The organism is Streptomyces sp. NPDC002889 (genome assembly GCF_042888425.1).
In the GTDB taxonomy this organism is placed as follows: domain Bacteria; phylum Actinomycetota; class Actinomycetes; order Streptomycetales; family Streptomycetaceae; genus Streptomyces.
The window spans coordinates 94537-118617 of sequence record NZ_JBIAPT010000010.1 but is presented as its reverse complement, the minus strand read 5'-3'; the positions used below and the strand labels follow the sequence as shown (position 1 = coordinate 118617).

At 70.2% G+C, this 24081-nt stretch carries 24 protein-coding genes, 1 tRNA gene and 1 riboswitch; of the genes, 4 read left to right on the top strand and 21 right to left on the bottom strand.

The genetic code is table 11. The features are described from left to right. Positions 1-114 precede the first annotated feature (114 nt). The 4 genes from ACFYWI_RS16990 to ACFYWI_RS16975 form a co-directional block, all read right to left on the bottom strand. Positions 115-1338: a cytochrome P450 gene (locus ACFYWI_RS16990; protein WP_389232132.1), complete on the bottom strand. Its 1224-nt coding sequence runs from the start codon at positions 1336-1338 to the stop codon at positions 115-117. A 113-nt stretch (positions 1339-1451) separates the two neighbouring features. Continuing rightward, entirely contained in the window at positions 1452-1826 is a 375-nt protein-coding gene (locus tag ACFYWI_RS16985; RefSeq protein ID WP_389232129.1) for a DUF488 domain-containing protein, read from the bottom strand. 464 nt (positions 1827-2290) lie between these two features. After that, positions 2291-2364: transfer RNA gene (locus tag ACFYWI_RS16980), tRNA-Pro, on the bottom strand. Between the two features lie 565 nt (positions 2365-2929). Continuing rightward, positions 2930-3295, bottom strand: a complete 366-nt coding sequence (locus ACFYWI_RS16975; protein WP_389232126.1) for an MmcQ/YjbR family DNA-binding protein — start codon at positions 3293-3295, stop codon at positions 2930-2932. A 545-nt stretch (positions 3296-3840) separates the two neighbouring features. On the opposite strand from ACFYWI_RS16975, the gene ACFYWI_RS16970 reads away from it, so the two are divergent. After that, positions 3841-5037, top strand: coding sequence for an acyl-CoA dehydrogenase family protein (locus tag ACFYWI_RS16970; RefSeq protein ID WP_389232123.1), 1197 nt, complete (start codon positions 3841-3843; stop codon positions 5035-5037). A 139-nt stretch (positions 5038-5176) separates the two neighbouring features. Here ACFYWI_RS16970 and ACFYWI_RS16965 read toward each other — a convergent pair whose 3' ends face one another. From ACFYWI_RS16965 to ACFYWI_RS16935, 7 genes are all read right to left on the bottom strand, one after another. Further along, positions 5177-5749 (bottom strand): GAF domain-containing protein, encoded by a 573-nt coding sequence (locus tag ACFYWI_RS16965; protein WP_389232120.1) that lies wholly within the window; start codon positions 5747-5749, stop codon positions 5177-5179. Beyond that, a complete protein-coding gene (locus ACFYWI_RS16960; RefSeq protein ID WP_389232117.1) occupies positions 5746-6363 on the bottom strand; it encodes an ATP/GTP-binding protein in 618 nt (205 codons plus the stop codon). The genes ACFYWI_RS16965 and ACFYWI_RS16960 overlap by 4 nt, the downstream gene beginning before the upstream one ends. After that, a complete protein-coding gene (locus tag ACFYWI_RS16955; protein WP_389232114.1) occupies positions 6341-6718 on the bottom strand; it encodes a DUF742 domain-containing protein in 378 nt (125 codons plus the stop codon). The genes ACFYWI_RS16960 and ACFYWI_RS16955 overlap by 23 nt, the downstream gene beginning before the upstream one ends. Next, entirely contained in the window at positions 6715-7152 is a 438-nt protein-coding gene (locus ACFYWI_RS16950) for a roadblock/LC7 domain-containing protein (RefSeq protein ID WP_389232111.1), read from the bottom strand. The genes ACFYWI_RS16955 and ACFYWI_RS16950 overlap by 4 nt, the downstream gene beginning before the upstream one ends. Positions 7153-7158: 6 nt before the next feature. After that, positions 7159-8988, bottom strand: coding sequence for an ATP-binding protein (locus tag ACFYWI_RS16945; protein ID WP_389232108.1), 1830 nt, complete (start codon positions 8986-8988; stop codon positions 7159-7161). A gap of 293 nt (positions 8989-9281) precedes the next feature. Continuing rightward, on the bottom strand, positions 9282-10463 hold the full coding sequence (locus tag ACFYWI_RS16940) for an MBL fold metallo-hydrolase (RefSeq protein WP_389232105.1): 1182 nt from the start codon (positions 10461-10463) through the stop codon (positions 9282-9284). Between the two features lie 112 nt (positions 10464-10575). Then, complete coding sequence (locus ACFYWI_RS16935; protein WP_389232102.1) at positions 10576-11064, bottom strand: PPOX class F420-dependent oxidoreductase; 489 nt, start codon at positions 11062-11064, stop codon at positions 10576-10578. A 162-nt stretch (positions 11065-11226) separates the two neighbouring features. On the opposite strand from ACFYWI_RS16935, the gene ACFYWI_RS16930 reads away from it, so the two are divergent. Further along, entirely contained in the window at positions 11227-11802 is a 576-nt protein-coding gene (locus ACFYWI_RS16930) for a carboxymuconolactone decarboxylase family protein (RefSeq protein ID WP_389232099.1), read from the top strand. A gap of 223 nt (positions 11803-12025) precedes the next feature. After that, a complete protein-coding gene (locus ACFYWI_RS16925) occupies positions 12026-12646 on the top strand; it encodes a TetR/AcrR family transcriptional regulator (RefSeq protein WP_389232096.1) in 621 nt (206 codons plus the stop codon). 123 nt (positions 12647-12769) lie between these two features. Here the strand turns inward: ACFYWI_RS16925 and ACFYWI_RS16920 are convergent, their stop codons facing one another. Further along, positions 12770-13561, bottom strand: coding sequence for an SGNH/GDSL hydrolase family protein (locus ACFYWI_RS16920; RefSeq protein WP_389232093.1), 792 nt, complete (start codon positions 13559-13561; stop codon positions 12770-12772). A 177-nt stretch (positions 13562-13738) separates the two neighbouring features. After that, the gene (locus ACFYWI_RS16915; RefSeq protein ID WP_389232090.1) at positions 13739-14737 is read right to left on the bottom strand and encodes a LysM peptidoglycan-binding domain-containing M23 family metallopeptidase; all 999 of its coding nucleotides are present in this window, start codon (positions 14735-14737) and stop codon (positions 13739-13741) included. A gap of 2 nt (positions 14738-14739) precedes the next feature. Continuing rightward, positions 14740-14897, bottom strand: a riboswitch (cyclic di-AMP (ydaO/yuaA leader). Between the two features lie 904 nt (positions 14898-15801). Between ACFYWI_RS16915 and ACFYWI_RS16910 the strand changes: the two genes are divergently transcribed. Continuing rightward, complete coding sequence (locus tag ACFYWI_RS16910) at positions 15802-16614, top strand: tyrosine-protein phosphatase (RefSeq protein ID WP_389232087.1); 813 nt, start codon at positions 15802-15804, stop codon at positions 16612-16614. Between the two features lie 12 nt (positions 16615-16626). Here the strand turns inward: ACFYWI_RS16910 and ACFYWI_RS16905 are convergent, their stop codons facing one another. From ACFYWI_RS16905 to ACFYWI_RS16870, 8 genes are all read right to left on the bottom strand, one after another. After that, positions 16627-16770, bottom strand: coding sequence for a DUF6126 family protein (locus ACFYWI_RS16905; protein WP_389232084.1), 144 nt, complete (start codon positions 16768-16770; stop codon positions 16627-16629). 50 nt (positions 16771-16820) lie between these two features. Beyond that, on the bottom strand, positions 16821-17411 hold the full coding sequence (locus tag ACFYWI_RS16900; protein WP_389232081.1) for a helix-turn-helix domain-containing protein: 591 nt from the start codon (positions 17409-17411) through the stop codon (positions 16821-16823). 58 nt (positions 17412-17469) lie between these two features. Next, positions 17470-18864, bottom strand: coding sequence for an aspartate aminotransferase family protein (locus tag ACFYWI_RS16895; RefSeq protein ID WP_389232078.1), 1395 nt, complete (start codon positions 18862-18864; stop codon positions 17470-17472). Next, the gene (locus ACFYWI_RS16890; protein ID WP_389232075.1) at positions 18861-19121 is read right to left on the bottom strand and encodes a hypothetical protein; all 261 of its coding nucleotides are present in this window, start codon (positions 19119-19121) and stop codon (positions 18861-18863) included. The genes ACFYWI_RS16895 and ACFYWI_RS16890 overlap by 4 nt, the downstream gene beginning before the upstream one ends. 25 nt (positions 19122-19146) lie before the next feature. Beyond that, positions 19147-20166, bottom strand: a complete 1020-nt coding sequence (gene hpnH, locus ACFYWI_RS16885) for an adenosyl-hopene transferase HpnH (RefSeq protein WP_389232072.1) — start codon at positions 20164-20166, stop codon at positions 19147-19149. A 5-nt stretch (positions 20167-20171) separates the two neighbouring features. Beyond that, a complete protein-coding gene (locus ACFYWI_RS16880; protein WP_389232069.1) occupies positions 20172-20825 on the bottom strand; it encodes a 1-hydroxy-2-methyl-2-butenyl 4-diphosphate reductase in 654 nt (217 codons plus the stop codon). Continuing rightward, the gene (gene shc, locus ACFYWI_RS16875) at positions 20825-22876 is read right to left on the bottom strand and encodes a squalene--hopene cyclase (RefSeq protein ID WP_389232066.1); all 2052 of its coding nucleotides are present in this window, start codon (positions 22874-22876) and stop codon (positions 20825-20827) included. Before shc ends, ACFYWI_RS16880 begins: the two co-directional genes overlap by 1 nt. A gap of 110 nt (positions 22877-22986) precedes the next feature. Further along, entirely contained in the window at positions 22987-24072 is a 1086-nt protein-coding gene (locus ACFYWI_RS16870) for a polyprenyl synthetase family protein (protein WP_389232623.1), read from the bottom strand. Between the last annotated feature and the right edge of the window lie 9 nt (positions 24073-24081).

Sequence of the window (24081 nt, the reverse complement as noted above, 5' to 3'; positions counted from 1 at the left end):
AGGATATGCCGAACACGGAGGCCCGCGTACCACCCGGAGGGCTGGACATCGGACCACTCCTGTCCGTCTCCCGGCCCCGCGCCCGGGCGCGGCCGCTGGTGGCGGCGTCGGCGTTCACCAACGGACGTGAAGCTCATCGGGCGAGCGGTGGATCAGCGTCGGGCGCATCACGACCGGCGGCCGGTCCTCGTCGAGCCTCAGGCCGGGCAGCCTGCGGGCGAGCAGTCCGACGGTCAGTGCCATCTGTTCGCGGGCGAGCTGCGAGCCGGGGCAGCCGTGCGCACCGTGTCCGAAGGCCACATGCCGACGGGACACCGGACGGGTGATGTCGAATACATCGGGTCGCTCATGGCTGCGCTCGTCGCGGTTCGCGGAACCGTACGCCACGAACACGGTAGCGCCGGCCGGCAGTTCGGTGCCGGCGAGGGTGACGGCCCGGGTCGTGGTGCGCCGGAACCCCTGGACGGCACTGTCGTAGCGGGCGGCCTCCTCCACCGCGGCGGGGATCAGCGCCGGATCGTCGCAGATCATCTCCCACTGCCGCCGGTCACGCAGCAGATGCAGCAGCGTCGTACCGATGAGTGCGGTGGTGGTCAGATGCCCGGCGATCAGGAAGTTCTGGAAGCTGGAGACCAGTTCGTGGCGCTGGTCGAGACTGAGCTCGCCACTGCCGGGCGCGAGTGCGGCGACCATCCCGGACAGCAGATCGTCACGGGGGCTCTCGCGCCGGTCGCGGATGTACCGGTCGAGCATGGTCTGCAGTGCGACGACGTCCTCGGCGGCCTCGGCCTGCTCATCCGCTTCCAGGGGGCGGAACAGCAACTGCTCGGCGCGGTAGCCGCCGTACACCGCGTCCGGTACGTCGTCCTCCTCGAGGCCGATCAGCCGGCCGATCACCTGTCCCGGCAGCCTGCGCGCGTACGCCCGCATCAGCTCGGCACGGCCGTCCGCGGCGAACGTGTCGACGAGCGCCTCGGCACGTTCGGTGGCGTACGGCAGCAGGGCGGCGATGCGCCCCGCGGACAGCCCGCGGTTGAGCGGTGCCCGGTGCCGCCTGTGCGCCGCCCCGTCGGTGGAGACGACGGTGGGCCGCTTTCCGTACCCCTTGGCCAGCACCTGCAGGGCGGCTGGCGACGGCATGACGTCCGGGAGCAGCGCGCGTACGGAGGAGAAGTCGTCGGCGCGGCGCAGCACTTCGCGTACGTCGGCGTCGCGGGCGACGAGCCAGGCGTCGAGTTCGGGCACGAACGTCAGACCTTCGGCGCGACGCGCACGGGTGTAGAGCGGATAGGGATCGCGCTGTAACTCGTCGAGCCGGTCGTGATCTCTGCTCGCCACGCGGCGCCTCCGGGGCTCGGGGAAGAACGTCAGGTTCACAGGCGGCACGCCTGCTCGTCCGGCCATCGTGCACGAGTCCCCTGGCAGCCGGGAAGGGCACGAGGCACCAGGGGTCAGGGGCGGCCCCGCGCCAGTCGGCGCACGAGCACCGACGTATGGCTGCGGTCCGGCTCCTTGGCCGCTGTCAGGAGGGTCAGCGGACCGGCGGCCGCGAGCGTACGCAGCCCGTCGAGCGCCTGTGCGGCGGCGGGCTCGGCCAGTTCGTTCTCGTAGCGCCGGCAGAACTCCTCGTAGGTACCCTCCTTGCCGTGGTACCAGCGGCGCAGTTCCGTCGACGGCGTAAGAGCCTTGGGCCACTCGTCGATACGGGCGTCCGCCTTGCTCAGACCGCGTGGCCAGAGCCGGTCGACGAGCACCCGAGTGCCGTCGTCCGGCTCGGGGGCGTCGTAGATTCTGCGGACCTGGATCCGGAAGGCGCCGTGCTCCATCTCCCCAGGGTCGCTGCCGGGGCGCGAACCCGGCACCGGGACAGGGCATTCGGGCTACCGTCCCGGCCACCGGGCCCCGGGCGCGGACCCCGTCGGTCCGTGAAGGACCCGTGGCGGCCCGCGCCGCCCGCGAACCGGTCGGCGCCCGACCGGGTCTCCCCCGCGGTCAGCGGGACCATGCCGTGCCGGTACTCGGGGGCCGGGGATTGCGGCTCGACGAGTCCGTGCTGCTCGCGCGCGGACAGCCGGTCGTGGCGCGGGCACAGCTGCGGGAACGCGGCGATCTCGCGGGCGAGGTGCTCCGCCCGGCGGGCGTCGCCCACTGGGACGAGCCGGTTGGCGAGCCCGATGCCGTACGCCACGTCGGCCCGGACCGGGCGGACTGGCAAAACGCCCCGCCCCGAAAGATCGAGAGGCCGTGTCGGACAGTTCCGACACGGCCTCTCACCTGCGACTTCGAAAAGTCGGGACGACAGGATTTGAACCTGCGACCCCTTGACCCCCAGTCAAGTGCGCTACCAAGCTGCGCCACGTCCCGATGCCCGTCTGACCTGGGGTTTCCCCCGGCCGAACGCGCATCAGAACAATACCGCACTTCGACCGGTGGTCACGAACCCGTATCCCATGTCCCCCGTGACCGCATGCCGGGGCCGGGATCGGCAGCGGCCCGCCCTGGGGCCGACCGGCCCCCGGCGGTGGTGCGGGTGCGGGTGCTGACCATGGACGCGGTGCGCGACCGGTCCATCTCCGCCGCCCCTGCCTGCTGGACGAGAACCCGCGCCTCGTCCTGATGCTCGCGGGATCAGCAGCGACGGCTCCGACACCGCCCAGCGCCGCGCCCCGGGCAGGGCACGGTCGGAGGCTGATCAGCGCCGGGGCCGCGGACGCCTGGCCCGCCGACGGACACCCATACGCCCCCGGTCGCCCACGGACGAGGCGCAGGCCCTGCCGCGCCGACGCAGCTGGGCGCGGCAAGGCGCGAGCAGCCCAGCAAGGCCGGATCGATGAGCACCTCGCCGCACACGGACGGGATCCGCAGGGACTGCGCGAGCGGATCGTCGCCGCCCGCTGCCGCCCCGGCCGGGGCGGCAGCCTCGCCGGGTTCAGTCCGCAGAGGCGGCCAACTCCGGGTGCGCGTCGAGCAGTTTGCGCGGCGCCGCCTGGCGCCAGGAGTCGAGCAGGATCGCGTACAGCTCGTCCTCGTCGTCGAGCGCGGCCAACCGCACCCGCAGCCATGCGTAGTTCTCGTCATGACCCACGCGCAGGAAGAACTTCTCCGGTTCGCAAGCGATCAGCTCCTCCCGGTCCTCCTTGGGGCACTTCACCCCCATCACCTTGTCGTCGTCGTCCAGCGAGGCGAAGATCCGCCCGCCTTTGTCCACACGGAAGGTGGGCATACCCCAGGCGAGCTTCTCCATCGCCCCGGGCAACGCGAGCGCGATTCTGCGTACGTCGTCGGCAGTGGCCATGGAAAAACCGTACGACGCACCACTGACATTGATGGTGGTACGCAGGGTCACCGTTCGGCGATGACGTGTACGGCTCGCGACAGAGGCAGGAACCGGAGTCCGTGCGCTGCGTTGCGCGCCCCAGCGCTCAGTGCCGCCACCATGCGCCCGCGACGGGCCGCCCACCGCGCGGGGAACGCTCATTTCGGTTCACTTGGCCGCTGAACCGGTCCTGCGCATGCTCCCCGATGGCACAGTCGTGCTCGTCCGAGGCGGTCATTTGTCCCTGAGTGCCATATACCCACGAAACCTTTGCCGTTGGCATGTGGCAGAAAGCCGTGCGTGGGGAATGCCGTACCGCAGGACCGGACAGGGCCTTACCACAGGGAACACCTGTTCAATCAAACGTCAACGTCCTTGATTCCGGCCAAAGTTGACGATGACCTTGTGCCGCTCCGAAAGGGTCAACACGCTGATGTGGTCGGCCTGTTCGGGACGGGACCACTGCCGATGCACCACCTGCTCGAACAACCGCACGAGCAGGCGTTTCGCGGAGGAGGGCTCGCGTGGACGGATACTTCGCCAGTCGCATGCATCATCAGCTGCGAGCTGATGTGAGGGAGTTCGCCGAGAGGGAGGTACGGCCACGAATCTCCACGATGGAGGCGGCCCGCGCGGTCCACCGGGAGCTGTCCCTGCTGATCGCACGGCAGGGCTGGCTCGGTGCCACCATCAGCAACGACTACGGCGGGATGGGCCTGGGACACCTCGCCAAGACCATCATCATCGAGGAGCTGTCCCGGGTCAGCGGTGCCATGGGCGCGATGCTGCAGGCGTCGCAGCTGGGAGTGGCAAAAATTGTCCATTTCGGGAGCGACGAGCAGAAGAAGACCTGGCTCCCCGCGATCGCCGCGGGTGAGTGCCTGCCGACCATAGCCGTGACCGAGACCGAGTCCGGCGGCCATGTTCTGGGCATGAGCGCCACCGCGGTACGGGACGGCGACGACTACATCCTCAATGGCCGAAAAGTGTTCGTCGGAAACAGTCATGTGGGCGATCTGCATGGCGTGGTGGCCAGGACCGGACCCGGCTCGCAGGGGCTCACGGCGCTTCTCGTCGAGTCGGACCGCCCAGGGCTCACGATCGGCGAACAGAAACCGACGATGGGGCTGCACGGCTTCAGCTTCGGAGAGCTGCACTTCGACAACTGCCGGGTTCCCGCCTCCCATCGCCTCGGCGACGAGGGCGACGGACTGTCCGTGGCGTACTCGTCCAGCGTGCTCTACGGACGGGCCAACCTCACCGCCGTATCTCTCGGAATCCACCGTGCGATCCTCGAGGAGACCACCCGGTTCTGTGCCCAGCGCCACCGCTACGGCCGGCCCCTGCACGAACTGCCGTCGGTGAAGATGAAGCTGGGTTCGATGCAGTCGCGTCTGATGACGGCCAGACTCGCCGCGTACCACGCCGTGCATCTGCTCGATCACGGGATGGCATGCGACGCGGAGCTGATGAACGCCAAGCTGGTCAACGTCGAGTCGACGATCGACTCCGCCCGCAACGGCATGGAGATCCATGCGGCGTCGGGGCTCTTCACCGACCGGCCCATGGAACGGTACCTGCGCGACGCCCTTCATATGTTCGCGCCCGCCGGTACCTCGGACGTGCAGCTGCTGCGGCTCGCGGAGGTGGCGCTGGGCACGGAGAAAGGGCAATGGTCGACACAGCTGTCCGACGAGGTGCGGATGATGCCCGCGATGTGACACGGCGCCAGGGAGACGTACGGAAGGCGTACCGCCACCCCTTCCTCATACGTACGGCCCCGGCAGGCAGGGCATCCGCCTGCCGGGGCCGTACCGATGGCGTTGCCGGGCCCGTGGGAGTGCGCCCGGCAACGCCGCCTCAGAAGCTGCCGTCCTCGCGGCGGTGGATCTGGTCGACGAGTTCCGCGGCAAGGGACTTGATGGTCTCCAGTCCCGCCCGGCCCCAGGGCCGCGGCTCGGTGTCCACCACACAGATCGTGCCCAGCGCGATCCCGGTACGGTCGATCAGCGGGGCCCCGAGATAGGAACGGATGCCGATCTCGTCGACGACCGGATTGCCCGCGAAGCGCGGGTAGTCGCAGACGTCCTCCAGTACGAGCGCCTTGCGGCGCACCACCACATGCGGGCAGTAGCCGTGGTCGCGCGCCATGAAACGGCTGACCGCGCCGCCGCCACCCGACGCCGCACCCGGGTCGGAGCCCCGGTGCGTACCCGTCGGCGTGTGCAGCCCGGCGAAGAACTGCCGGTGCTCGTCGATGAAGTTGACCATGGAGAACGGGGCCCCAGTCACCTCGGCGAGCTTGCGGGCGAATTCGTCGAAGGCCGGGTCGGGTCGGTCTCCGAATCCCAGCTGGCGCAGCCGCTGCACCCGGACGGGAGCCTCGCGGTCGACCGGTGTCAGCAGCAGATGGCCGGTGGGGTCGTAGGTCATGTCGGAGCTCCATAGCTGGGTGCCGGGGCGCCCGGCACCGCGGTGGTGGTGAGCAGATGCTGGACCAGCGTGACGAGGGTCCCGATCCCGGAGCTGGCGATCCGCGCGTCACACAGCACGACCGGGACCTCCGGCTTGAGGTCGATCGCTGCCCGCACCTCCTCCGGCTCGTAGCGGTAGGCGCCGTCGAACTCGTTGACGGCGACGACGAATCCGATGCCGCGCCGCTCGAAGAAGTCCACGGCGGAGAAGGAGTCCTCGAGCCGGCGGGTGTCGGCAAGGACGACCGCTCCGAGCGCGCCCTCGGAGAGTTCGTCCCACATGAACCAGAAGCGCTCCTGCCCGGGCGTGCCGAAGAGGTAGAGCACATGGCGCGCGTCCAGGGTGATCCGGCCGAAGTCCATGGCGACCGTGGTGGTTGTCTTGGACTCGATGCCGTCCAGGTTGTCGGTGGCCGCGCTGACCTGGGTCAGCAACTCCTCCGTATTGAGGGGGTCGATCTCGCTCACCGCGCCCACGAGGGTCGTCTTGCCCACGCCGAAGCCGCCTGCGACCAGAATCTTGAGTGCGGTGGGGAACAGGTCCCCGGTTTCAAAGCCGCCGTCGTAGGCCATCGAGCACCGCCTCCAGCAAAGAACGGTCCGTGGGTGTGTCATGGCTGCGCGGGGCTCGCGCGGTCAGCGCGCCGCAGTCCACCAGGTCGGACAGCAGCACCTTGGTGACGACCGCCGGCAGCCGCAGGTGCGCGGAGATCTCGGCGACCGAGGTCGGGCAGCCGCACAGTCCGAGCGCCATGGTGTGCTCGGGACCGAGCTGCGGCTGCGGCGCGCTCCCGGTGGCCATCACCATGGACAGCAGGTCGAGGGCGGCCGTAGGACGGGTACGGCCGCCGCTCACCGTGTACGGACGGATCAGCCGCCCGGCCGCGTCGTCGAGCAGCGGCCCGTCCGTGGGCGTTGGCACGATCATTGACCCGTGGCGCTCGGCGTCGCCCCCGCTGCTTGTCTGGCCGGCGTCATCAGATACGGCCGCACACTCTTGACCAGCATCGCCATCTCGTAGCCGAGGACCGCGGCGTCGGCCTCGCGGCCCGCCAGCACGGCCAGGCAGGTGCCGGATCCGGCCGTGGAGACGAACAGCAGGGTGGAGTCGAGCTCCACGACCACCTGGCGCACCTCGCCGCCGTCGCCGAACCTGGCTCCTGCGCTGCGGCCAAGGGAGTAGAGGCCCGAGGCGAGCGCGGCCATGTGGTCCGCACTGTCGGTGTCCAGGCCGTGCACCGACTTCACCAGGCCGTCGGAGGAGAGCAGTACCGCGTTGCGGGTGTAAGGCACGCGCTGGACGAGACCGCTGAGCAGCCAGTCGAGGTCCGATACATGACCGGCCGGCATGTCGCTCGCCATGGTCATCTACTCCTTGGGGGTGTTGTCGGTGCGCTGCTGGGTGGGGTGTACGGGGGGCGAGGGCGACTGCGACTCAGCGAGGCCTGTGCCCCGCTGGAAGGCCGCCATCAGGCCCGGGTCGTGCAGGGTGTGGTCCTCGTCCCTGCGGGGTGCGGGGGTGTCCCGCAGCTGGGGGACGAGATGTTCCTGGCTGCGGCGCTTGGGCAGTTGGGGGCGGCCCACGCCGCCGGGTCCCACGGGGCCGGCCGGGATGCCGGTCGGCGTGGTACGGGCGCTCTCCGCGGGATCGGGCTGCGGTGGGCGGTCCGTGCCGGGGCGGGCGGCGGCCGGATTGGGGCGGTCGCCGTGTGCACCCCGTACGGGCAACGGGCTGGTCCCGGTGACGGAGGGCGCCGGTTCGCGCTGCGCGGGCATGGGCCGCTGCGGCTGGACGTGCCCCTGCTGGGACAGCGGCTGCGGCTGGGCATGGGCGTGGGCCGCGGACGTGGCATGGGCCTCGGACACCTGCTGGGGCAACGGCAGCGAGGGCGGCGAGCCGGCCATGATCCGGGGCGTGCTGTCGTGCGGCGCCCCAACCGCCTCGGGCTGAGCGACCCGGTCGGGGTCGGCGCCGAGCAGGCCCTGCGGCAGGACGAGAACGGCCTGTACGCCGCCGTAGATGTTGGTCTGGAGCCGTACCGCGATGCCATGGCGGCGGGCCAGGGCGGAGACGACGAACAGTCCGATCCTGCCGTCCTGCAGCAGATGGGCGACATTGACCTGGTCGGGGTCGGCCAGCAGCGCGTTCATCTTGTCCTGCTCCCCGAGCGGCATGCCCAGGCCGCGGTCCTCGACCTCGACGGCCAGTCCCGCCGTGACGTGCTGGGCGCGCAGCAGCACCTGGGTGTGCGGCGCGGAGAACAGGGTTGCGTTCTCGACCAGTTCGGCCAGCAGATGGATCACGTCGGCGACGGCATGGCCACGCAGGGTGCCGTCGATCGGAGGCACCAGCTTGACCCGCGGGTACTGCTCGACCTCGGCGATGGCGGACCTGAGAACCTCGGTCATGGTGACCGGGTTGGACCACTGGCGGCGGGAGATCGCGCCGCCGAGCACGGCCAGGTTCTCCGCGTGCCTGCGGATGCGGGTGGCCAGGTGGTCCACGTGGAAGAGGCCTTTGAGCAGCTCGGGGTCCTCGACCTCGTTCTCAAGCTCGTCCAGCAGCTGGATCTCGCGGTGGACCAGCGATTGCAGCCGCCGGGCCAGGTTGACGAAGACTTCGACCTTCTGTTCGTTTCCGACACTGCTGGAGAGCCGGGATGCCTGTACCACGGCCGCGACGGCGGCGTCGTGCGAGTGGCTCAGCTCGTGTGTCAGCAGATCGAACTCGTCGCCGCCATTCGGGGCCGGCGCCGGCGCGCGGCGGGCGGGCGGGCCCTCACCGCGTCTGAGCTGGTCGACAAGGGTGCGCAGCTCGCCGTGTCCGCGCGCGGTCGTACGGCGCAGTGCGGAACAGCGGCCGAGTACGGATGCGGCCGTACGGTCCGCGCCCACCGCCGCGGCCGCGACAGCCGCTATGGCGAGCGCGGCCATGGCGGTGAGTGACACCCACAGGCCGATGGTCGGCTCGGGGGAGGCGGCACGGATCGTGACGATCACCGCGGCCGCGCCGCTGAGGGCGGCGGCGACGGTGGGCAGGACCGCGGTGCGCAGGAGTTGAGGGCGTATGCGGGCTTCGGGCGACGACGGCGCGGGGTGCGCTCTCCCCGACGACGACAGGGAGCGGGCGCCTGGGCGGCCATGGCGCCCGCCCTCTCTGCGGTCGGACCGCGCGGCGGGTGCTCGTAGTTGAGACATCAGCGTCCTTGGTACGTGGGCCCCAGGAAAACGACGTAGTGCAATTGGTCGGTATCGGCTCGACGCTGGACCCGGGCATGCAGGAGGAGCCCACCGTTGTTCGCCGGCCACACACGGTAGTCGGCAAGCGGGCACGGGTGAGGGGCAGTTGACAAAGTTGCCCGTGATTCGTCGCGCTCTGGTATGACGTCTCGTACGACAGCCCGAAGGCGCGCGACCCCGCGGCCGGATCAGTCGCGGCGGCGGGGTCGGGGGCGGGTGCCGGCGGGGGGCCGGAGTCGGGCGCGGGCGGGTCAGGCGGTAGGAGCCACTTCCGGGGTGCCGGTCCCGGCGGAGGCACCCCACCCACCCGCGGGCGCGGTCGCGACGGAACGCCACCACTGTGCGACAGGAACGCTCTCGCCCGTCGGCTCGAACGGCTCCCCGGGTCGGGGCAGCGCGATACGCGCCCCGGCCCGCGAGGCGGCAGCGACGGTGCCCTCGCCCGGTTCGGCCCACGGGTGCGGCGCGAGGTTGAAGGTGCACCAGTGGATCGGCAGCATCACGCCGGCCGGCTGCCCGCCCTGGAGATCGAGGTGGGCCTGCATGCCTTCGGCCGGGGTCATATGAATGTCGGGCCAGTACTCGCTGTACGCACCGATCTGGATCATGGTGGCGTCGAACGGGCCGTGCTCGGCACCGGTGTCCTTGAAACCGGGAAAGTATCCGGTGTCGCCGCTGTGGTAGATCCGGTGCTCGGAGCCTTCGACGACCCAGGACGCCCACAGCGTGTGCTGCTGGTTGCGCAGCCCCCGGCCGCAGAAATGGCGGGCGGGGGTGGCGGTGAGCCGCAGCCCGGCCACCTTGGTCGATTCGTTCCAGTCCAGCTCGCGGAGACGGTCCGCGGACACGCCCCAGCGCTCGAGATGGGCGCCGACGCCCAGCGGCACCGCGAAGACGGTGTCCGTGGAGACCAGCTCCCGGATGGTGGGCAGATCCAGGTGGTCGTAATGGTCGTGGGAGATGACGACGACGTCGACCGGGCCGAGGGCCGCGAGCGGAGCCGGGACGGGGTGCAGCCGCTTGGGACCGACGAAGTCGAAGGGCGAGCAGCGCTCTCCCCAGACCGGGTCGAAGAGCACCCGGCGGCCGTCGATCTCCGCCAGGACGCTGGAGTGCCCCATCCAGGTGAGCCGCAGTCCGGTAGCCGCAGGCTTGGCGAGGTCGGCGACCGTGGTGGGGTGGACGGGCACGGTCCCGATCGGTGACCGGCGCGCCCGCGCCTCCTTCTGGAAGTAGATCTTGGCAAATTCGACCATGGAGCTGCCGGAGGGGCGGGTTCGCGCCCCCACAGGATTCTGGAACACCCCGTCGGCGAAGTTCGGCGAGCGGCGGATGCGCTCCATCCGCTCACCCGCCGGGTCGGCGCCGAAAGCGGCCGTTCGGAGCGAGCGCAGCCGGGAGCGCAGCGATCGGGGGGAACCAGCGCCGGTCACGGCACCTCCTGTTGCTCGGGGACTTCCCATTATGTGCGTCTGTGCATGGGGGATACGGCTGTGCATGGGGGTACGGCGGGACAGGATCGATCCCGCATGTGGGTGACGAAGGTCAGGCCCGCGGCTGCCCGTAGGCCCGTTCCACCCGCAGGCGCAGGACGAGCCGCCGGTCCTCGACCATGGCTCGCCGGTAGTCGTCCCAGTCGGGGTGATCGCCCTGCACGTCCCGGTAGAGGGTGATCAGCTCCTCGACCGTGGCGTCGTGGGGATCGGCGGCGACGGGCGAGAGGTCCGCGGTGCCCTCCACGACGGTCCACGCCCAGCGGTCACCACTCGTGACGTGGTAGCCGGCCCGGGGGTCCCGGCGCAGGTTCCTGGTCTTGGCGCGGTCGTCGGTGATGGACACCCGGATGATCCGCTCCTGCGGGTAGTAGGCGTGGTTCACGTTCGACAGCTGGGGGCGGCCGTCCCGCTTGATCGTCACCAGGACCCCGCCGTCCTGCTCGGCGACGAGCTTCAGCAGCGCCTCCTGCTGCGCGTCCGGCTGGGAACCCTGGTCCGGACCCGGCGTCGCATCCGACTGTGCGTCGATTTCCGTCATGACCAGGCAACGCCTCCCCGCATTCCGGTGTTCCTGATCCCGCGCACATTCAGTGCCCGCGCATGTCACATCCACGGGCTGCCCATCCGTCGTATCCGTGCAGGCGCACCGCACGACGACCGGACCGACCGGACCGGTCACGACAGAACATGGAGGCCCCTCATGGCCCGCATCTCGCTCACCCCGCCGCGTTCACTGTTCCTGCGCATCGTCCAGTGGTACTCCAAGCGCTCGTACGGGAGGGTCCTCGACCCCGTCGGGGCACTGGGCCACAACCCCCGGGTGCTGCGGACCGACATCCGCTTCGAGCTCTCGGTGGCGAAGTGGAACCAGTTGAACGAGGACCTCAAGGCACTGGCCGTGATGGCCACGGCCGCGTCGATCGGTTGCAGCTGGTGCATGGACTTCGGCCACTGGGAGAGCCGGCGGCGCGGCATGGACGCGCGCAAGGTTCGCGATGTGCCCGTGTGGCGCGAGAGCGATGTGTACAGCCCGCTGGAGCGGGATGTCATGGAGTACGCCGAGGCCATGACAGCCAATCCGCCGGAGGTCGGGGACGACCTCGCGGGCCGGCTGCTCGCGGCGCTGGGCGAGGCGGCATTCGTCGAGCTGACCGCCATGGTCGCCGTGGAGAACCTCCGCTCGCGGATGAACGCCGCACTGGGGTTGACGAGCCAGGGCTTCAAGGACCACTGCGAGGTCCCCGCGCCGGCGACGCGGACCGCGGTCACCGGCTGACCCGTCAGGCACGGGGCCGGCTGATGCGGCACGTCCGGCACGACAAGGCGTGGCGGACGTGCCGTTCACGTCGGGCTGGGGCACGGCCGAGGAGCGGTCAAGTGGCCACGCGGCACAGCCGTGTTGGACCCGCGGACCGGGTCCGCGGTGGACGGACGACGAGCCTGGCATCGGCCGCCGAAAGGGGCGGTCGGTCCCAAGATCCGCTGTGTAGGGTGACGCTGTGGGCAGAGTCCGGTTGAGTGTGGCGGAGCGGCGGGAGGAACTGCTGTGCGCCGCCGTCGAGCAGATCGAGCAGCGAGGCGTGGCGGCCGTGCGTATCGCCGATGTGGCCGCGTCCCTGGGGGTGAGCAGCGCCTTGGTGCTCTACCACTTCTCGACCAAGGAGAAGCTGGTCGCCGCAGCGTTCTGCTACGCCGCCGACGGCGACCTCGCCCATCTGCGCAAGCTGCTCGGACGCCGCACCTCCGCGCTGCGCCGGCTCCGCGCCGCGGTGCGCTGGTACGCACCGACCGGGCAGGCCAAGGGCTGGCGACTGTGGATCGAAGGGTGGGCGGTCGCGCTGCGCGAACCGGCGCTGGGTGGTGTGGCCCGCGATCTCGACCAGCAGTGGAAAGCCGCGCTGACCGAGGTCATAGCCGAGGGCGCCGCCGCAGGTGAGTTCCCGTGCGAGGACCCGGCCGCGGCCGCCTGGCGGCTGACGGCCTTCCTGGACGGGCTGGCCGTCCAGATGACGTCGTACGCCGGCTCCCTGTCCCGCGCGGCGATGCTGGAGTGGACCGACGAGGCTCTCGCCCGCGAACTCGGCGTCGACCGCGCCGCCCTCACCGCCACCGCCCGCTGACCGGCCCGCCCCGACAACTGCCGCTCGCCTGCCGCTGTCTGCCGCGCGGTCCCTCCGTCCGCGTCTCAGGTCCACCGCATCGCTCGTACGCGTCCCGGACATACGGTGCGCGGCCGACCAGGGTCACAGGGGCAGCAGATCCGGGCGCTTGGCCTCGACATGGTCGCCGGAGCTCTCGCCCCGCAAGCGGCGCCCGATCCACGGCACCAGGTACTCGCGCGCCCAGTGGATGTTGTCGCGGCGCACCTCGAGCGCGCCGCGCGGCGGCAGCGGCGGCCACGGCTGGTCCGGGTCGGCGGGCACTTCGAGTCCGAGCACCTGGGCGGCTCGCAGCGCGACCCGGGTGTGCCCCTCGGGTGACAGATGGAGCCGGTCGGCGTCCCAAGCTCGCCGGTCCTGCACGGACTTGAGTGACCACAGGTCGAGTACGGGGCAGTCGTAGCGGTCGGCGATGGCCCGGACATGGGCGGTGTAAGTGGCGATCTTGCCGCGCAGATGACGCAGTACCGGCACTCCGCGCGTGTCGAAACCGGTCGTCACCATGACGGTGCCGACCGCGCCCGCGAGGTCGGCGACGGCCCGCTCGAAGCGCTCCGCGACGTGGTCGGGGTCGCTGCCCGGCCGGATGATGTCGTTGCCACCCGCGCAGAATGTCACCAGGTCCGGGGCGAGTTGCTTGGCCCTCGGCACCTGTTCCTCCACGATCTGGTCGAGGAGCCGGCCGCGCACAGCGAGGTTCGCGTACCGGAATGTGTGCTCCGGCATACGGTCGTCCAGCAGGACCGCGAACCGGTCCGCCCATCCGACGAACGTCCCGCCGGGTCCCGGGTCTCCGACGCCCTCGGTGAAGCTGTCACCGATCGCCGCGTACGACCCGAATGCGCCACTGTTCTCTGTTCTCGAATCGTCTGCCACGGGACCACATCTTTCCCTTACGGATGTGACCTACGCGACCGTAAGGAGGGGTTGACGCGAAGTGATCTGTGCCACCAGGCAGGATCAGGTCCGCAATACACCGACTCCCCCGCCCCGCGCGAGCGGTGACGGGGGAGTCGGCGCAACGGCCCGAGACCTGTCAGGGAGTCAGGGCGATCAGAGGGAGACACCGTGCTGGCGCAGGTAGGCCAGCGGGTCGATGTCGGAACCGTAGCCGGGACCGGTCCGGATCTCGAAGTGGAGGTGCGGGCCGGAGGAGTTGCCGGTCGAGCCGGACAGACCGATCTGCTGGCCGCCGGTCACGGACTGGCCGCTGGAGACGGACAGCGAGGAGAGGTGGGCGTACTGCGAGTAGGTGCCGTCCGTGTGCTGGATGACGACCTCGTTGCCGTACGCGCCGCCCCAGCCGGCGGAGACGACGGTGCCCGCGCCCACGGACTTGACGGAAGTCCCGGTGGAGGCAGCGAAGTCCACGCCGGTGTGGTAACCGCTGGACCACATGGCACCGGCGGCACGGTAGGGGGTGCTGATCTGGGCGCCGCTGATGGGCGCGGCGAAGCCGGAGCCGGAGGGCTGCTCGGGCGTCGAGGGCTGCTCGGGCGTCGAGGGCCCGGAGGTCTCCGGCGCGCTCTGCTCGGGCGCCGAGGGCTGCTCGGCCGACGGCTCGGCCGACGGCTCGGCACTGGCGGCCGAGGCGTTGCGCGCGTCGTCACGCGAGGACCGGGACTCGGACCGGGACTCGGACGTCGCAGGGGCCTTCGCCTCGGACTTCGCACCGATGGTCAGCTTGAGCCCGGGGTGGATCAGCGAGGGGTTCTCGCCCACGGCCTCGCGGTTGTCCGCGTACAACTCCTGCCAGCCACCGCGCACATGGTGCTTGTCGGCGATCTTGGCGAGGTAGTCGCCGGCGACAACCGAGTACGTGATGGCCTTCTTGCCGGCGGGTGCCTGGGCGGCGGACCCGGTGGAGAAGGCGGAAGGGGCCTGCGCGGCGACCTTCTCGGTCGCGGCTGCGGGGGCGGTGCTGCCGGCGGCGTGGGCACCGGCGGCACCCAGCAGCGGGAGGGCGATGGCGGCGCCACCCGTACCGGCGGCGAGGAAGCCGCGGCTGATCGGGTTGGTCCTGGGACGACGGTGCTTACCCTTTGCGGGCATGGCGCTTTCCTCTCCGGCGCCGGCGAGGTGAGCTGTCGGGTTCGGGCTGGAGATGCCCGGTCGGGGCGATGCCCGACTTAACCCCAAGCCGTCCGAATTGTTCGGTTACGGCGTACTACCTGGGTCCCCCGCTCCTGCCACGCGTGGATGGGTTCGAATTCCGGTCGGCGGCAGGATTAGGCGGTCCGTCCGGATTGCGGTGACCGTAAGCGAGTCCGACAGGCCGGTACAAGCCACCGTTTTCACCCAGCAATGCCGGAGGGCAGAATTACCGGAGATTTCCGGTTACGCTCCGTCGATTACGGATCTTCGACCCCCGCACCGCCAGCGGAATTCATCCCGGAGCACGGCCACGGACGGTTACGAATATGATCCCGCTCACGGCCCGAATCCCATCCCCCCACTATCGGGACACGCCATGCCGAACCAGTCAATTCGGACAGAAGCCCCATTTCCGATTTACACCTCCACGGGCACATCAAGCCACGCGACGATCAGCGCAATTCGCCCTCGCCGACAGAGAACGAAAGTGACGCCGGTCACTTCTCCAGACCCGTCCCGTCACCTCGCGACACCCGTGAATTCATCCCCGACAGGGCCATGAGCCCCCCTTGAATTCACACAGCACCTTTTCCGCCGATGAATGTGCGACACCCCTCTCGGGCCCTGACAAACACATGCCGCGGCACGGCATTCGACACGTCACGGCCGGACCACCCCAGCATCCTTGCCGCCCGTCGGCCCGGCGTGCGGACCGTGATGCGGCAGCACGGTCCGGCGCGCTACGCCGGTCACCAGGCACTCGTACGCGGCCCGTGCCTCCACCCGGCAGCCTGACCGCAGGCAGCCGCTCGCCGCAGCACTGCGACCTCGCGACCGCCGGGCTGCGTCTCGAACGGCCAGGAGGTGGCTGCCCCGGGCCACGAGCGCCTCGGCGTCCGTACCCGTGACGCCCTTGCGCGGCAGTCGAGATGATTGCCTGATGAACCGTGTGTCGTATCGTCGGCACCACACCACGCCGCCGTCGGCGAGCAGCGCCTGCGGCAGTGACCTCAGGAGTCCACGTGACGCAGCAGCTGCCGCAGGCCCCGTCGACAGAACCCGAGCTGACCGGGGTTCGAAACTTCCGGGACGTGGGCGGACTGCCGACCGTGGACGGCCGACAGGTGCGGTCCGGAAGGCTCTTCCGCAGCGGCCATCTGGCGAACGCGACCGCGAGCGACGCGGCCTTCCTCGCCGGGCTGGGGCTGCACACGATCTTCGACTTCCGCAATGCCGCGGACCAGCAGCTGGAGGGCCCGGACGTCGAACTGCCGGGCGTGCGCAATGTGAATCTGCCGCTCACCGACCCGGCGGACGGCGCCGAGTTCTGGAAGATGGTGCGCGAGGGCGACCTCGACCAGCTCAAGTCGATCCTCGCTGACGGCAAGGCCTCGGGCCGGATGATCGCCTCGTACCGAGTGATCATCGAGCAGCGCACCACCGAGCACAGTCAGGTGCTGCACGCGCTCGCCGAGGACAGCGTCCCGGCGCTGATGCACTGTGCCGCCGGCAAGGACCGAGCCGGCCTCTCGATCGCCGTGTCCCTGCTCGCGGTCGGTGTGGAGCGGGACGCGATCGAGGCGGACTACCTCAAGTCCAACGACCCGCGTCGTCGTTACCTGGTCCGGCGCAAGGACGACTCCCCGGCCGCGATGGCGCCCGAGGTGATGGAGCTGCTCAGCCCGCTGTTCGACGCCCGCGCCGAGTACCTGGCCGCGGCCTTCGACCAGATCGAGCGGACATGGGGCGGCACCGAGCGCTACCTCTCCGAGGGCCTCGGGATCTCCCCCGAGACGCGCGAGCGCCTGCGCGCGCGACTCCTTGACGAGGCGTGACCCGCTCGAGTCCTAGTGATCGCCGCCCACCATGAAGAGGAGATAGAGGAACCCTGCGAACAGGTGGCCGGCGATCAGATAGACGAAGAGCCGGATGACCAGCCCTCGGGGGAAGCGGTCCTCGTACTTCTTGGATATGGCGGACTTCTTCGGCACGGCGGTCCTTTCGGTTCTGGATCGGGACGGAGCGCGGACGGCGCGGCGGCTCAGGTGTGCGGGTGCGGATCGGGGGTCTGCAGCAGGGTGTGGACGAACAGCAGTTCGGCCCCCTCCGGCGTGGCTGCCGCCAGGCGGTGCGGGGTGAGCGAGTCGAAATGCGCGCTGTCCCCGGCGGCGAGTTCCTGCGCGGTGTCGCCGAGGGTCAGCCGCAGCCGTCCGCCGAGGACGTACAGCCACTCCTCGCCGGGATGCACACGCACCAGATCGCCCTGGGCGCCGTAGGGCACGACCACCCGCAGGGCCTGCATGGCCCGGCCCGGGGAACCGACCTGGTGGTAGGCCCAGCCGTCGACCTCGGCCGGCTCCCGGCGGCCGGCCCGCAGAACCGGCTCACGCTCGGGCGGCAGCTCGCCCAGCAGGTCACCGACGGTCGTACCGTAGATCCTGGCGAGAGCGAGCAGCATCGGCAGCGACGGCTGGCGCTGTCCGGTCTCGAGCCGGGAGAGGTGGGCGGGGGAAAGGCCGGCGCGCCGAGCTGTGGCTTCGAGGGTGAGCCTCTGGCGGCGGCGCAGATCACGCAGGCGTGGCGCGACGTGGGGCAGGCCCTCGGTCCCGGCCCCGGCAGCGGGATTGGTCATGGCTCCATTTGGGCAGAAGTTTGCCTGACAGGCAAACATCTTGCCTCTCAGGCAAAAATCATCGGTTCGCGACAGCCTGCTTCACCAGCGTCTTGCCGAAGTCCCACATCAGGCCGCCACCGCCGTGGGCATCGTCCATCACCGCAGTGAACGCTTCGACGAAGCGGTCCACTTCCCGTTCGCCGATGATCAGGGGCGGAATCAGCTTGATCACTTCGAGGTGGTCGCCGGACACCTGGGTGAGGATCCGGTGCTTCTGCAGCAGCGGCACCACCACCATCTGCGCGAAGAGCCCCTTGCGGGCGGCCTGCAGCATGGTCCAGCGGCCGCGCAGTTTGATCGACTCCGGCCTGCCGAATTCGATGCCGATCATCAGCCCCCGCCCGCGTACCGCGTGCAGCAGTTCGTAGCGGTCGACGAGAGCCGCCAGACGGGAGCGCAGCAGTTCGCCCGTCACCCGTGCGTTCGCGACGACGTGCTCGTCCTCCAGCACCGCGAGCACCGCGAGTCCGGCGGCCATCGCCTGGGCGTTGGCGCCGAAACTGGCGGAGTGCACCAGGACCCGGTCCATGGACGAATAGACCTTCTTGAAGATCCAGTCCTTGCCGAGGGTCGCGCCGACGGGCACATAGCCCCCTGAGAGAGCCTTCGCCACACACACCAGGTCCGGTTCGACCCCGGCCTCGTACTGGAACGCGTAGAAGTCCCCGGTGCGCCCGAGACCGGTCTGCACCTCGTCGGCGATCAGCAGAGCCTTGTGCCGGTGCAGGAGCTCCTGGGCGGCGCGCAGGAATCCGGGAGGTGTGGCGTGCACGCCCTTGCCCTGGATGGGCTCGACGACCAAGGCCGCCACATCTGCGCCCTGCAGCTCCCGCTCCAGTGCGTCCAGATCACCCAGCTCGATGGCCGTGTCCGGCAGGAGCGGTGCGAAGCCGTCCCGGAAGCCCGGCTCTCCGTTGACCGACAAGGACCCCGCCGTGAGCCCGTGGAAGGCATGCGAGCAGTACAGAATCCTGGTCCGTCCGGTGGCGTACCGGGCGAACTTCAGCGCGGTCTCCACCGCCTCCGTACCGCTGTTGCCGAAGAACACCCGGTCCAGGTGCGGAGTGTGCACCAGCAGCTTCTCGGCGAGCAGCCCCGGCAGCGGCTGGCAGTCGAAGCGGGTCAGATCGGCCAGCGAGGCGTCCAGGACGTCATGCAGGGCCTTGCGTACGACGGGGTGGTGGCGACCGAGCCCCATCACCCCGAAGCCGGCGAGCATGTCGAGATAGTCGTTGCCGTCGGCGTCCCAGAAGTACGCGCCTTCGGCCCGCTCGTAGACCTTGTCGAAGCCGATGGTGTGCAGCATGCGCGGCAGCTGGTGATTGAGGTGGCGTGCATGCAGGTCGTAGCGTTCGGCCCCGCGCTCGGCGAGCAGCGCCGCCAGATCGAAGCCTTTGGGCCGCTCGGTCATAGCTCAGCTCTCCTTGACTGCCCTGCCACACCGGCCTCGCGCAGCGCCTGTCCGACCGCCCGGCCCACTCCGCGGCTGCGGCCGTTGTCCTCCACCATCGGGACCGGCCGGTGCCCGAGGTCGGCGCCCGGACGGCCGCCGCTTGTGGCGACCGTCCGGATCGGGAACTCGCGGATCTCCTGGGTGAGTTCGACAAGCTCCTCCCCACCCGGCGGACCAAGGACGTGCGGCCCCCGCATGGTCTGAAGAATCGTCACGGCCGAACCCCCTTCCCCTGCGGTGTCATCGGCTCCCGGTGACGGTTTCGCGGGCCGCCCTGATCGATTCCTTCAGCGAGCCCATGGTGGCCAGTACGGCGGTGGGCTCGTAGCCGCAGTGAGCCATGCAGTTGGCGCAGCGCGGGTCCTTGCCGCGGCCGTACTTGCTCCAGTCCGTGTCCTCGATGAGCTCCCGGTACGTGGGGACGTATCCGTCGCTCATCAGGTAGCAGGGGCGCTGCCAGCCGAAGAGGGAGTAATTGGGGATCGCCCACGCGGTGCAGGGGAAGTCGGCCTTGCCCTCGAGGAAGTCGAGGAAGAGCGGCGAGTGGTTGAGCCGCCAGCGACGCCGGTTGCCTCCTGCGAAGGCCTTCTTGAACAGCTGCCGGGTCTGCTCGACACCGAGGAAGTGCTCCTGGTCGGGCGCTTTCTCGTAGGCGTACGCGGGGGAGATCATCATCTCGTCCACCTCGAGCTCGTCATTGAGGTAGTTGAGCACCTCGATGACGGTCTGTGGGGTGTCCGTGTTGAAGAACGTCGAGTTGGTGGTGACCCGGAAGCCGCGCCGCTTGGCCTCCTTGATCGCCTCCACGGCCTCGTCGAACACGCCTTCCTTGGCCACCGATTCGTCGTGCCGCTCACGCAGCCCGTCGATGTGCACGGCAAAGGCGAAGAACGGGGAGGGGGTGAACTGCTCGATCTTCTTGCGCAACAGCAGAGCGTTGGTGCAGAGGAAGACGTATTTCCTCTTCGCCACCAATTGCCGGACGATTTCGTCGATCTGAGGGTGCATCAAAGGTTCGCCGCCCGCGATGGAGACCATCGGAGCCCCGGACTCCAGCACCGCCCCGACCGCCTGCGCCACGGGCATGCGCTGCTTGAGCACCCCGGCCGGATGCTGGATCTTCCCGCAGCCCTCGCACTTGAGATTGCAGGCGAAAAGCGGTTCGAGCTCCACGATGAGCGGGAACTTCTCACGGCGGCGGAGCTTTTGTTCGACGAGATAGGTCCCGACCCTGATGGTCTGGCGGAGCGGCATGGCCATCTGGCTCACCTCCTGGGGAGCAGCAAAGAACGGTGCCATTCGAGAAAAGCGGGGAGTACGGCACGAAGAACACGGAAAGCTGATATTCCACCGCGTACCGTGCCGATCCGGACCAGCTCATGCTCTGGAGCGTCCACGACCACCCGGACAGCCGCAACCGGACGTGGTCCGGCATCCAGTGCGCCGCTCAGGGTGGCGGCCGATTCCATGTCCACCGCGATGGCGCCGGTGGCCAGCAGCTCGGCCCGCTGGTGTCCGCGTACGACATGGTCGGCGCCGGTCAACAGCCCGCAGTGCACGGTGCGACCGGGCACGGCCCTGGCCAGCGCCTTCACCAGCAGCTCCGGGTGGGTGCAGACGGTGTGCGCACCTGCGAGCCGGGTCCGCTCGGCGACCACCAGGTCGCCGGGGTGCATTCCGGCCGCGAGCCCCGCGCAGAAGCCGGAGGCGATGACGGCGGCATCCCGAAGCGGCCCGTCACCGCAGGCGGCGAGCACCGCGCGCTGTGCGTTCGCGGGACCCATTCCGGTGCGCAGTACGGTCACCTGGCCGCGGGCATCGCTGTGGTCGCCACTGCGCAGCGCGAACCTCTCGATGCCGAGCGCGCAGGCGATCAGCAGCGGCGCGGCGGAGCCGGTGGACTCCACGGAATCCGCCATCAGCCCCCCTTGCGCGGGGCCGCACGGGGGGCAAAGAGCTCCCCGTGCACATACCGGCCGAGCGCTGTGAGCGGGAAGACCTGCCGGTAGAGGTGGTAGTTGATGGAGAAGTCCCACGGGAATCCGGTACCGGTGAAGTACGGCTCGTTCCAGGACCCGTCCTCCAGCTGGGTCGCTGCGAGCCAGGCGATGCCGCGCTCAACCGGCTTCCTGTCCCGCTCCCCCGCCGCCAGCAGGGCGAGCAGCGCCCAGGCGGTCTGGGAGGCCGTGGAGGCGCCACGGCCCATCGAGCGGTTCACGTGGGTCCCCCCGGGACGAAGTCTCTGGGGGAGGTAGGAGCGCAGATCCTCACCCCAGCCGCCGTCGTCGTTCTGGACGGATTCGAGCCAGCGGACCGCGCGGCGGATCGCGGGGTGCGAGGGAGGCAACCCGGCGGCGGTGAGCGCGGGTACCACCGAGCCCGTGCCGTAGATGTAGTTGACGCCCCAGCGTCCGAACCAGGCGCCGCTCGGCTCCTGTTCGGCGAGCAGCCACTGGATGCCCCGGCGGGTGCGAGGGTGGTGTGCCTTGCCCTCGTACGCCAGCATCTCCACGACATGCGCGGTGACGTCCGCGGACGGCGGGTCGATCACCTCGCCGAAGTCGCAGAACGGCAGCCGGTTGGGGAACGGGCTGGTGTTGTCGGCATCGAACGCTCCCCAGGCGCCGTTCCTCGACTGCATGCCCAGGTTCCAGCGCGCACCGCGCTCGATGGCGATGTCGAGCTGGTCCGGGTGCGGATGCTTCACGCGGCGCAGGGCGAGGACGACCTCGGCGGTGTCGTCGATGTCGGGGTAGTTGTCGTTGTGGAACTCGAAGGCCCAGCCGCCCGGGGGCAGTCCCGGCCGGCGTACGGACCAGTCGCCGGGCCGCACGATCTGCTCGCCGAGCATCCAGTCCGCGGCCTTCACCAGGGCCGGGTGGTCGGTGGGCAGTCCGGCGTCGGCGAGCGCGATGGTGGCGAGGCAGGTGTCCCACACCGGGGACTGGCACGCCTCGACCATGCGCACGGGCAGTCCGTCCTGCTCGCTCCAGACGGCGTAACGATCCAGCGACTCGAGGCCGGCGCGCATCACAGGATGCCCGAGGTCGTAACCGAGCAGGTGGAGGGCGATGACGGAGTACACGGCCGGTGGCTGAATGCCGCCCCAGCAGCCGTCGTTCTCCTGCCGCTCGACGATCCAGCGTGCCGCGGCGTTCATGGCGCTGCGGCGCAGCCGGCGCGGCGCGACCTTGTGGTACAGGTGCAGCGCCCGGTCGGCGCGCTGGAAGAATCCGTCCCACGTCGCGGCAGGCGCGAGGTGCTTGGGCGGATTGGGCATCCGGGGGTCGGTGTGCAGCTCGTCGAGCGGGAAGGGGGCGGGGCGCACCGGCCGCTTGGCGGAGACCACGGTCAGCGGCACGATGGTCTGCCGCGCCCAGCAGCCGAAGTCGTAGATGTTCAGCGGCATCCACGTCGGAAGAAAGATGAGCTCGGGCGGAAGTTCGGGAAGGTCGTCCCACTTCCACCAGCCGAACAGGGCGAGCCAGATCCGGGTGAAGACGCGGCCGGCGGCGATGCCGCCCTGCTTGCGGATCCAGGCCGAGGCACGGGCCATGTGCGGGTCGTCCGGCCGGTCGCCGGCCAGCCGCAGGGCGACATAGGCCTCGATGGTGGTGGACAGTTCGCCGGGCCCGCCGAAGAAGGTGGCCCAGGTGCCGTCGTCGCACTGCCGGCCCCGGATGAAGCGGGCGGCCGCGTCGGTGGTCCGGGCGTCCTGGATCCCGAGGAACTGCCGCAGCAGCAGGTCCTCGGCGTCCATGGTCACATTGGTCTCGAGGTCGCCCTTCCACCAGCCCTGGGCGTCCTGCCGGGCCAGCAGATGCCCGGTCGAGCGCTCCGCGGCCCGCCGGGCGGCCTCCAGGATGTCGCTCGGGGCGAGAGCCTCGGCAGATCGGGTGTCGGTCCGTTCACTGGCCGCGGCCGCGCGTGCCCGCAAGGGGCCGCCGCTTCCGTCGGTCGTCGCTGTCATGGCTTCCCCTTCGTGGCAGTGGATCTCTGCTGTGCTGGGGTGGCCGTCGGCCGGTGACGCGGTCGGTCACCGGCCGGCGACTGCGATCCGTATCGAGCAGGTGATGGTGATCATCTCTTTCGTACGACGACGAAGTCCGCGAGCGCGACGAGCTGCGCGCGGACCCGTTCCGGCATGTCGACACCGCTCAGGGCCTCGATCGCGACGGCGTGCTGCCGGCGGGCCTCCTGAGAGGTCCACTCCCGGCCGCCGGCCTTCTCGATCAGGGCCGCCCTGGTGGCGAACTCCTCCTCGGAGAAGCTGTCGAAATCACTGCTTTTGGCATCGGCGGCGAGCAGCTCGCCCAGACGCTCCGAGGCCGGCCCGCCGGCGGCCAGAGCGGCGACGACCGGCAGGGACTTCTTGCGCTGGCGCAGATCGCTCCAGGTCTGCTTGCCGGTGGATACCGGGTCGCCCCAGATACCGAGCAGATCGTCGACGGCCTGGAAGGCGAGGCCCAGGTGGTAGCCGTAGGCCTCGAGCGTGTCGGCGGTACGGTCGTCGGCTCCGCCGAGCACCGCGCCGATGGAGACGGCGCAGGCCAGCAGCGCGCCGGTCTTGTTGCCCTCCATCTCCAGGCACTCCTCGACGGTGACCCGTTCGCGGTGCTCGTAGGAGATGTCCTGGGCCTGGCCGTCGATCAGCTTCCGGCTTGCGGTGGTCAGCCGGCGGGTCGCACGCCCGGCGTCGACAGTGCCGAGCTCCAGCAACACCTCGTTGGCCAGAGCGAACAGCGCGTCGCCGACCAGGATGGCCTGGGCGGGCCCGTGCACCTTCCACACCGTGTCGCGGTGGCGGCGCTGTTCGTCGCCGTCCATCAGGTCGTCGTGCAGGAGCGAGAAGTTGTGCACGAGCTCGACGGCGACCGCGCCGGGAACGCCAACCTCGGGTGCGGCACCGGCCGCCTCCGCGGACAGCAGCGCGAGTGCCGGGCGTACGGCCTTCCCGCCGTCGCCGTCGGCGGGGCGGCCCTTCTCGTCGATCCAGCCGAAGTGGTAGGCGGCGACGGTGTCCATGGGCGGGGCGAGGCGGTCCACGGCGGCGCGCAGCACCGGCGTGGAAAGGTTCCTGCCGCGTTCCAGCAACGCGAGGATGTCGGTGTTCTCCGCGTTGGCTGCGCTGTGTGCGGTGTCTTCGGCGGCGCCCGCCGAGGGCACTGTCGGCAC

Coding starts and splice junctions, on each gene's coding strand:
- ACFYWI_RS16950 (WP_389232111.1), bottom strand. CDS start 7,152: ATGGCGAGCGACATGCCGGCCGGTCATGTATCGGACCTCGACTGGCTG.
- ACFYWI_RS16895 (WP_389232078.1), bottom strand. CDS start 18,864: ATGACCGAGCGGCCCAAAGGCTTCGATCTGGCGGCGCTGCTCGCCGAG.
- ACFYWI_RS16975 (WP_389232126.1), bottom strand. CDS start 3,295: ATGGCCACTGCCGACGACGTACGCAGAATCGCGCTCGCGTTGCCCGGG.
- ACFYWI_RS16900 (WP_389232081.1), bottom strand. CDS start 17,411: ATGACCAATCCCGCTGCCGGGGCCGGGACCGAGGGCCTGCCCCACGTC.
- shc (WP_389232066.1), bottom strand. CDS start 22,876: ATGACAGCGACGACCGACGGAAGCGGCGGCCCCTTGCGGGCACGCGCG.
- ACFYWI_RS16935 (WP_389232102.1), bottom strand. CDS start 11,064: ATGACGGAAATCGACGCACAGTCGGATGCGACGCCGGGTCCGGACCAG.
- hpnH (WP_389232072.1), bottom strand. CDS start 20,166: ATGGCCATGCCGCTCCGCCAGACCATCAGGGTCGGGACCTATCTCGTC.
- ACFYWI_RS16930 (WP_389232099.1), top strand. CDS start 11,227: ATGGCCCGCATCTCGCTCACCCCGCCGCGTTCACTGTTCCTGCGCATC.
- ACFYWI_RS16965 (WP_389232120.1), bottom strand. CDS start 5,749: ATGACCTACGACCCCACCGGCCATCTGCTGCTGACACCGGTCGACCGC.
- ACFYWI_RS16915 (WP_389232090.1), bottom strand. CDS start 14,737: ATGCCCGCAAAGGGTAAGCACCGTCGTCCCAGGACCAACCCGATCAGC.
- ACFYWI_RS16880 (WP_389232069.1), bottom strand. CDS start 20,825: ATGGCGGATTCCGTGGAGTCCACCGGCTCCGCCGCGCCGCTGCTGATC.
- ACFYWI_RS16985 (WP_389232129.1), bottom strand. CDS start 1,826: ATGGAGCACGGCGCCTTCCGGATCCAGGTCCGCAGAATCTACGACGCC.
- ACFYWI_RS16945 (WP_389232108.1), bottom strand. CDS start 8,988: ATGTCTCAACTACGAGCACCCGCCGCGCGGTCCGACCGCAGAGAGGGC.
- ACFYWI_RS16960 (WP_389232117.1), bottom strand. CDS start 6,363: ATGGCCTACGACGGCGGCTTTGAAACCGGGGACCTGTTCCCCACCGCA.
- ACFYWI_RS16955 (WP_389232114.1), bottom strand. CDS start 6,718: ATGATCGTGCCAACGCCCACGGACGGGCCGCTGCTCGACGACGCGGCC.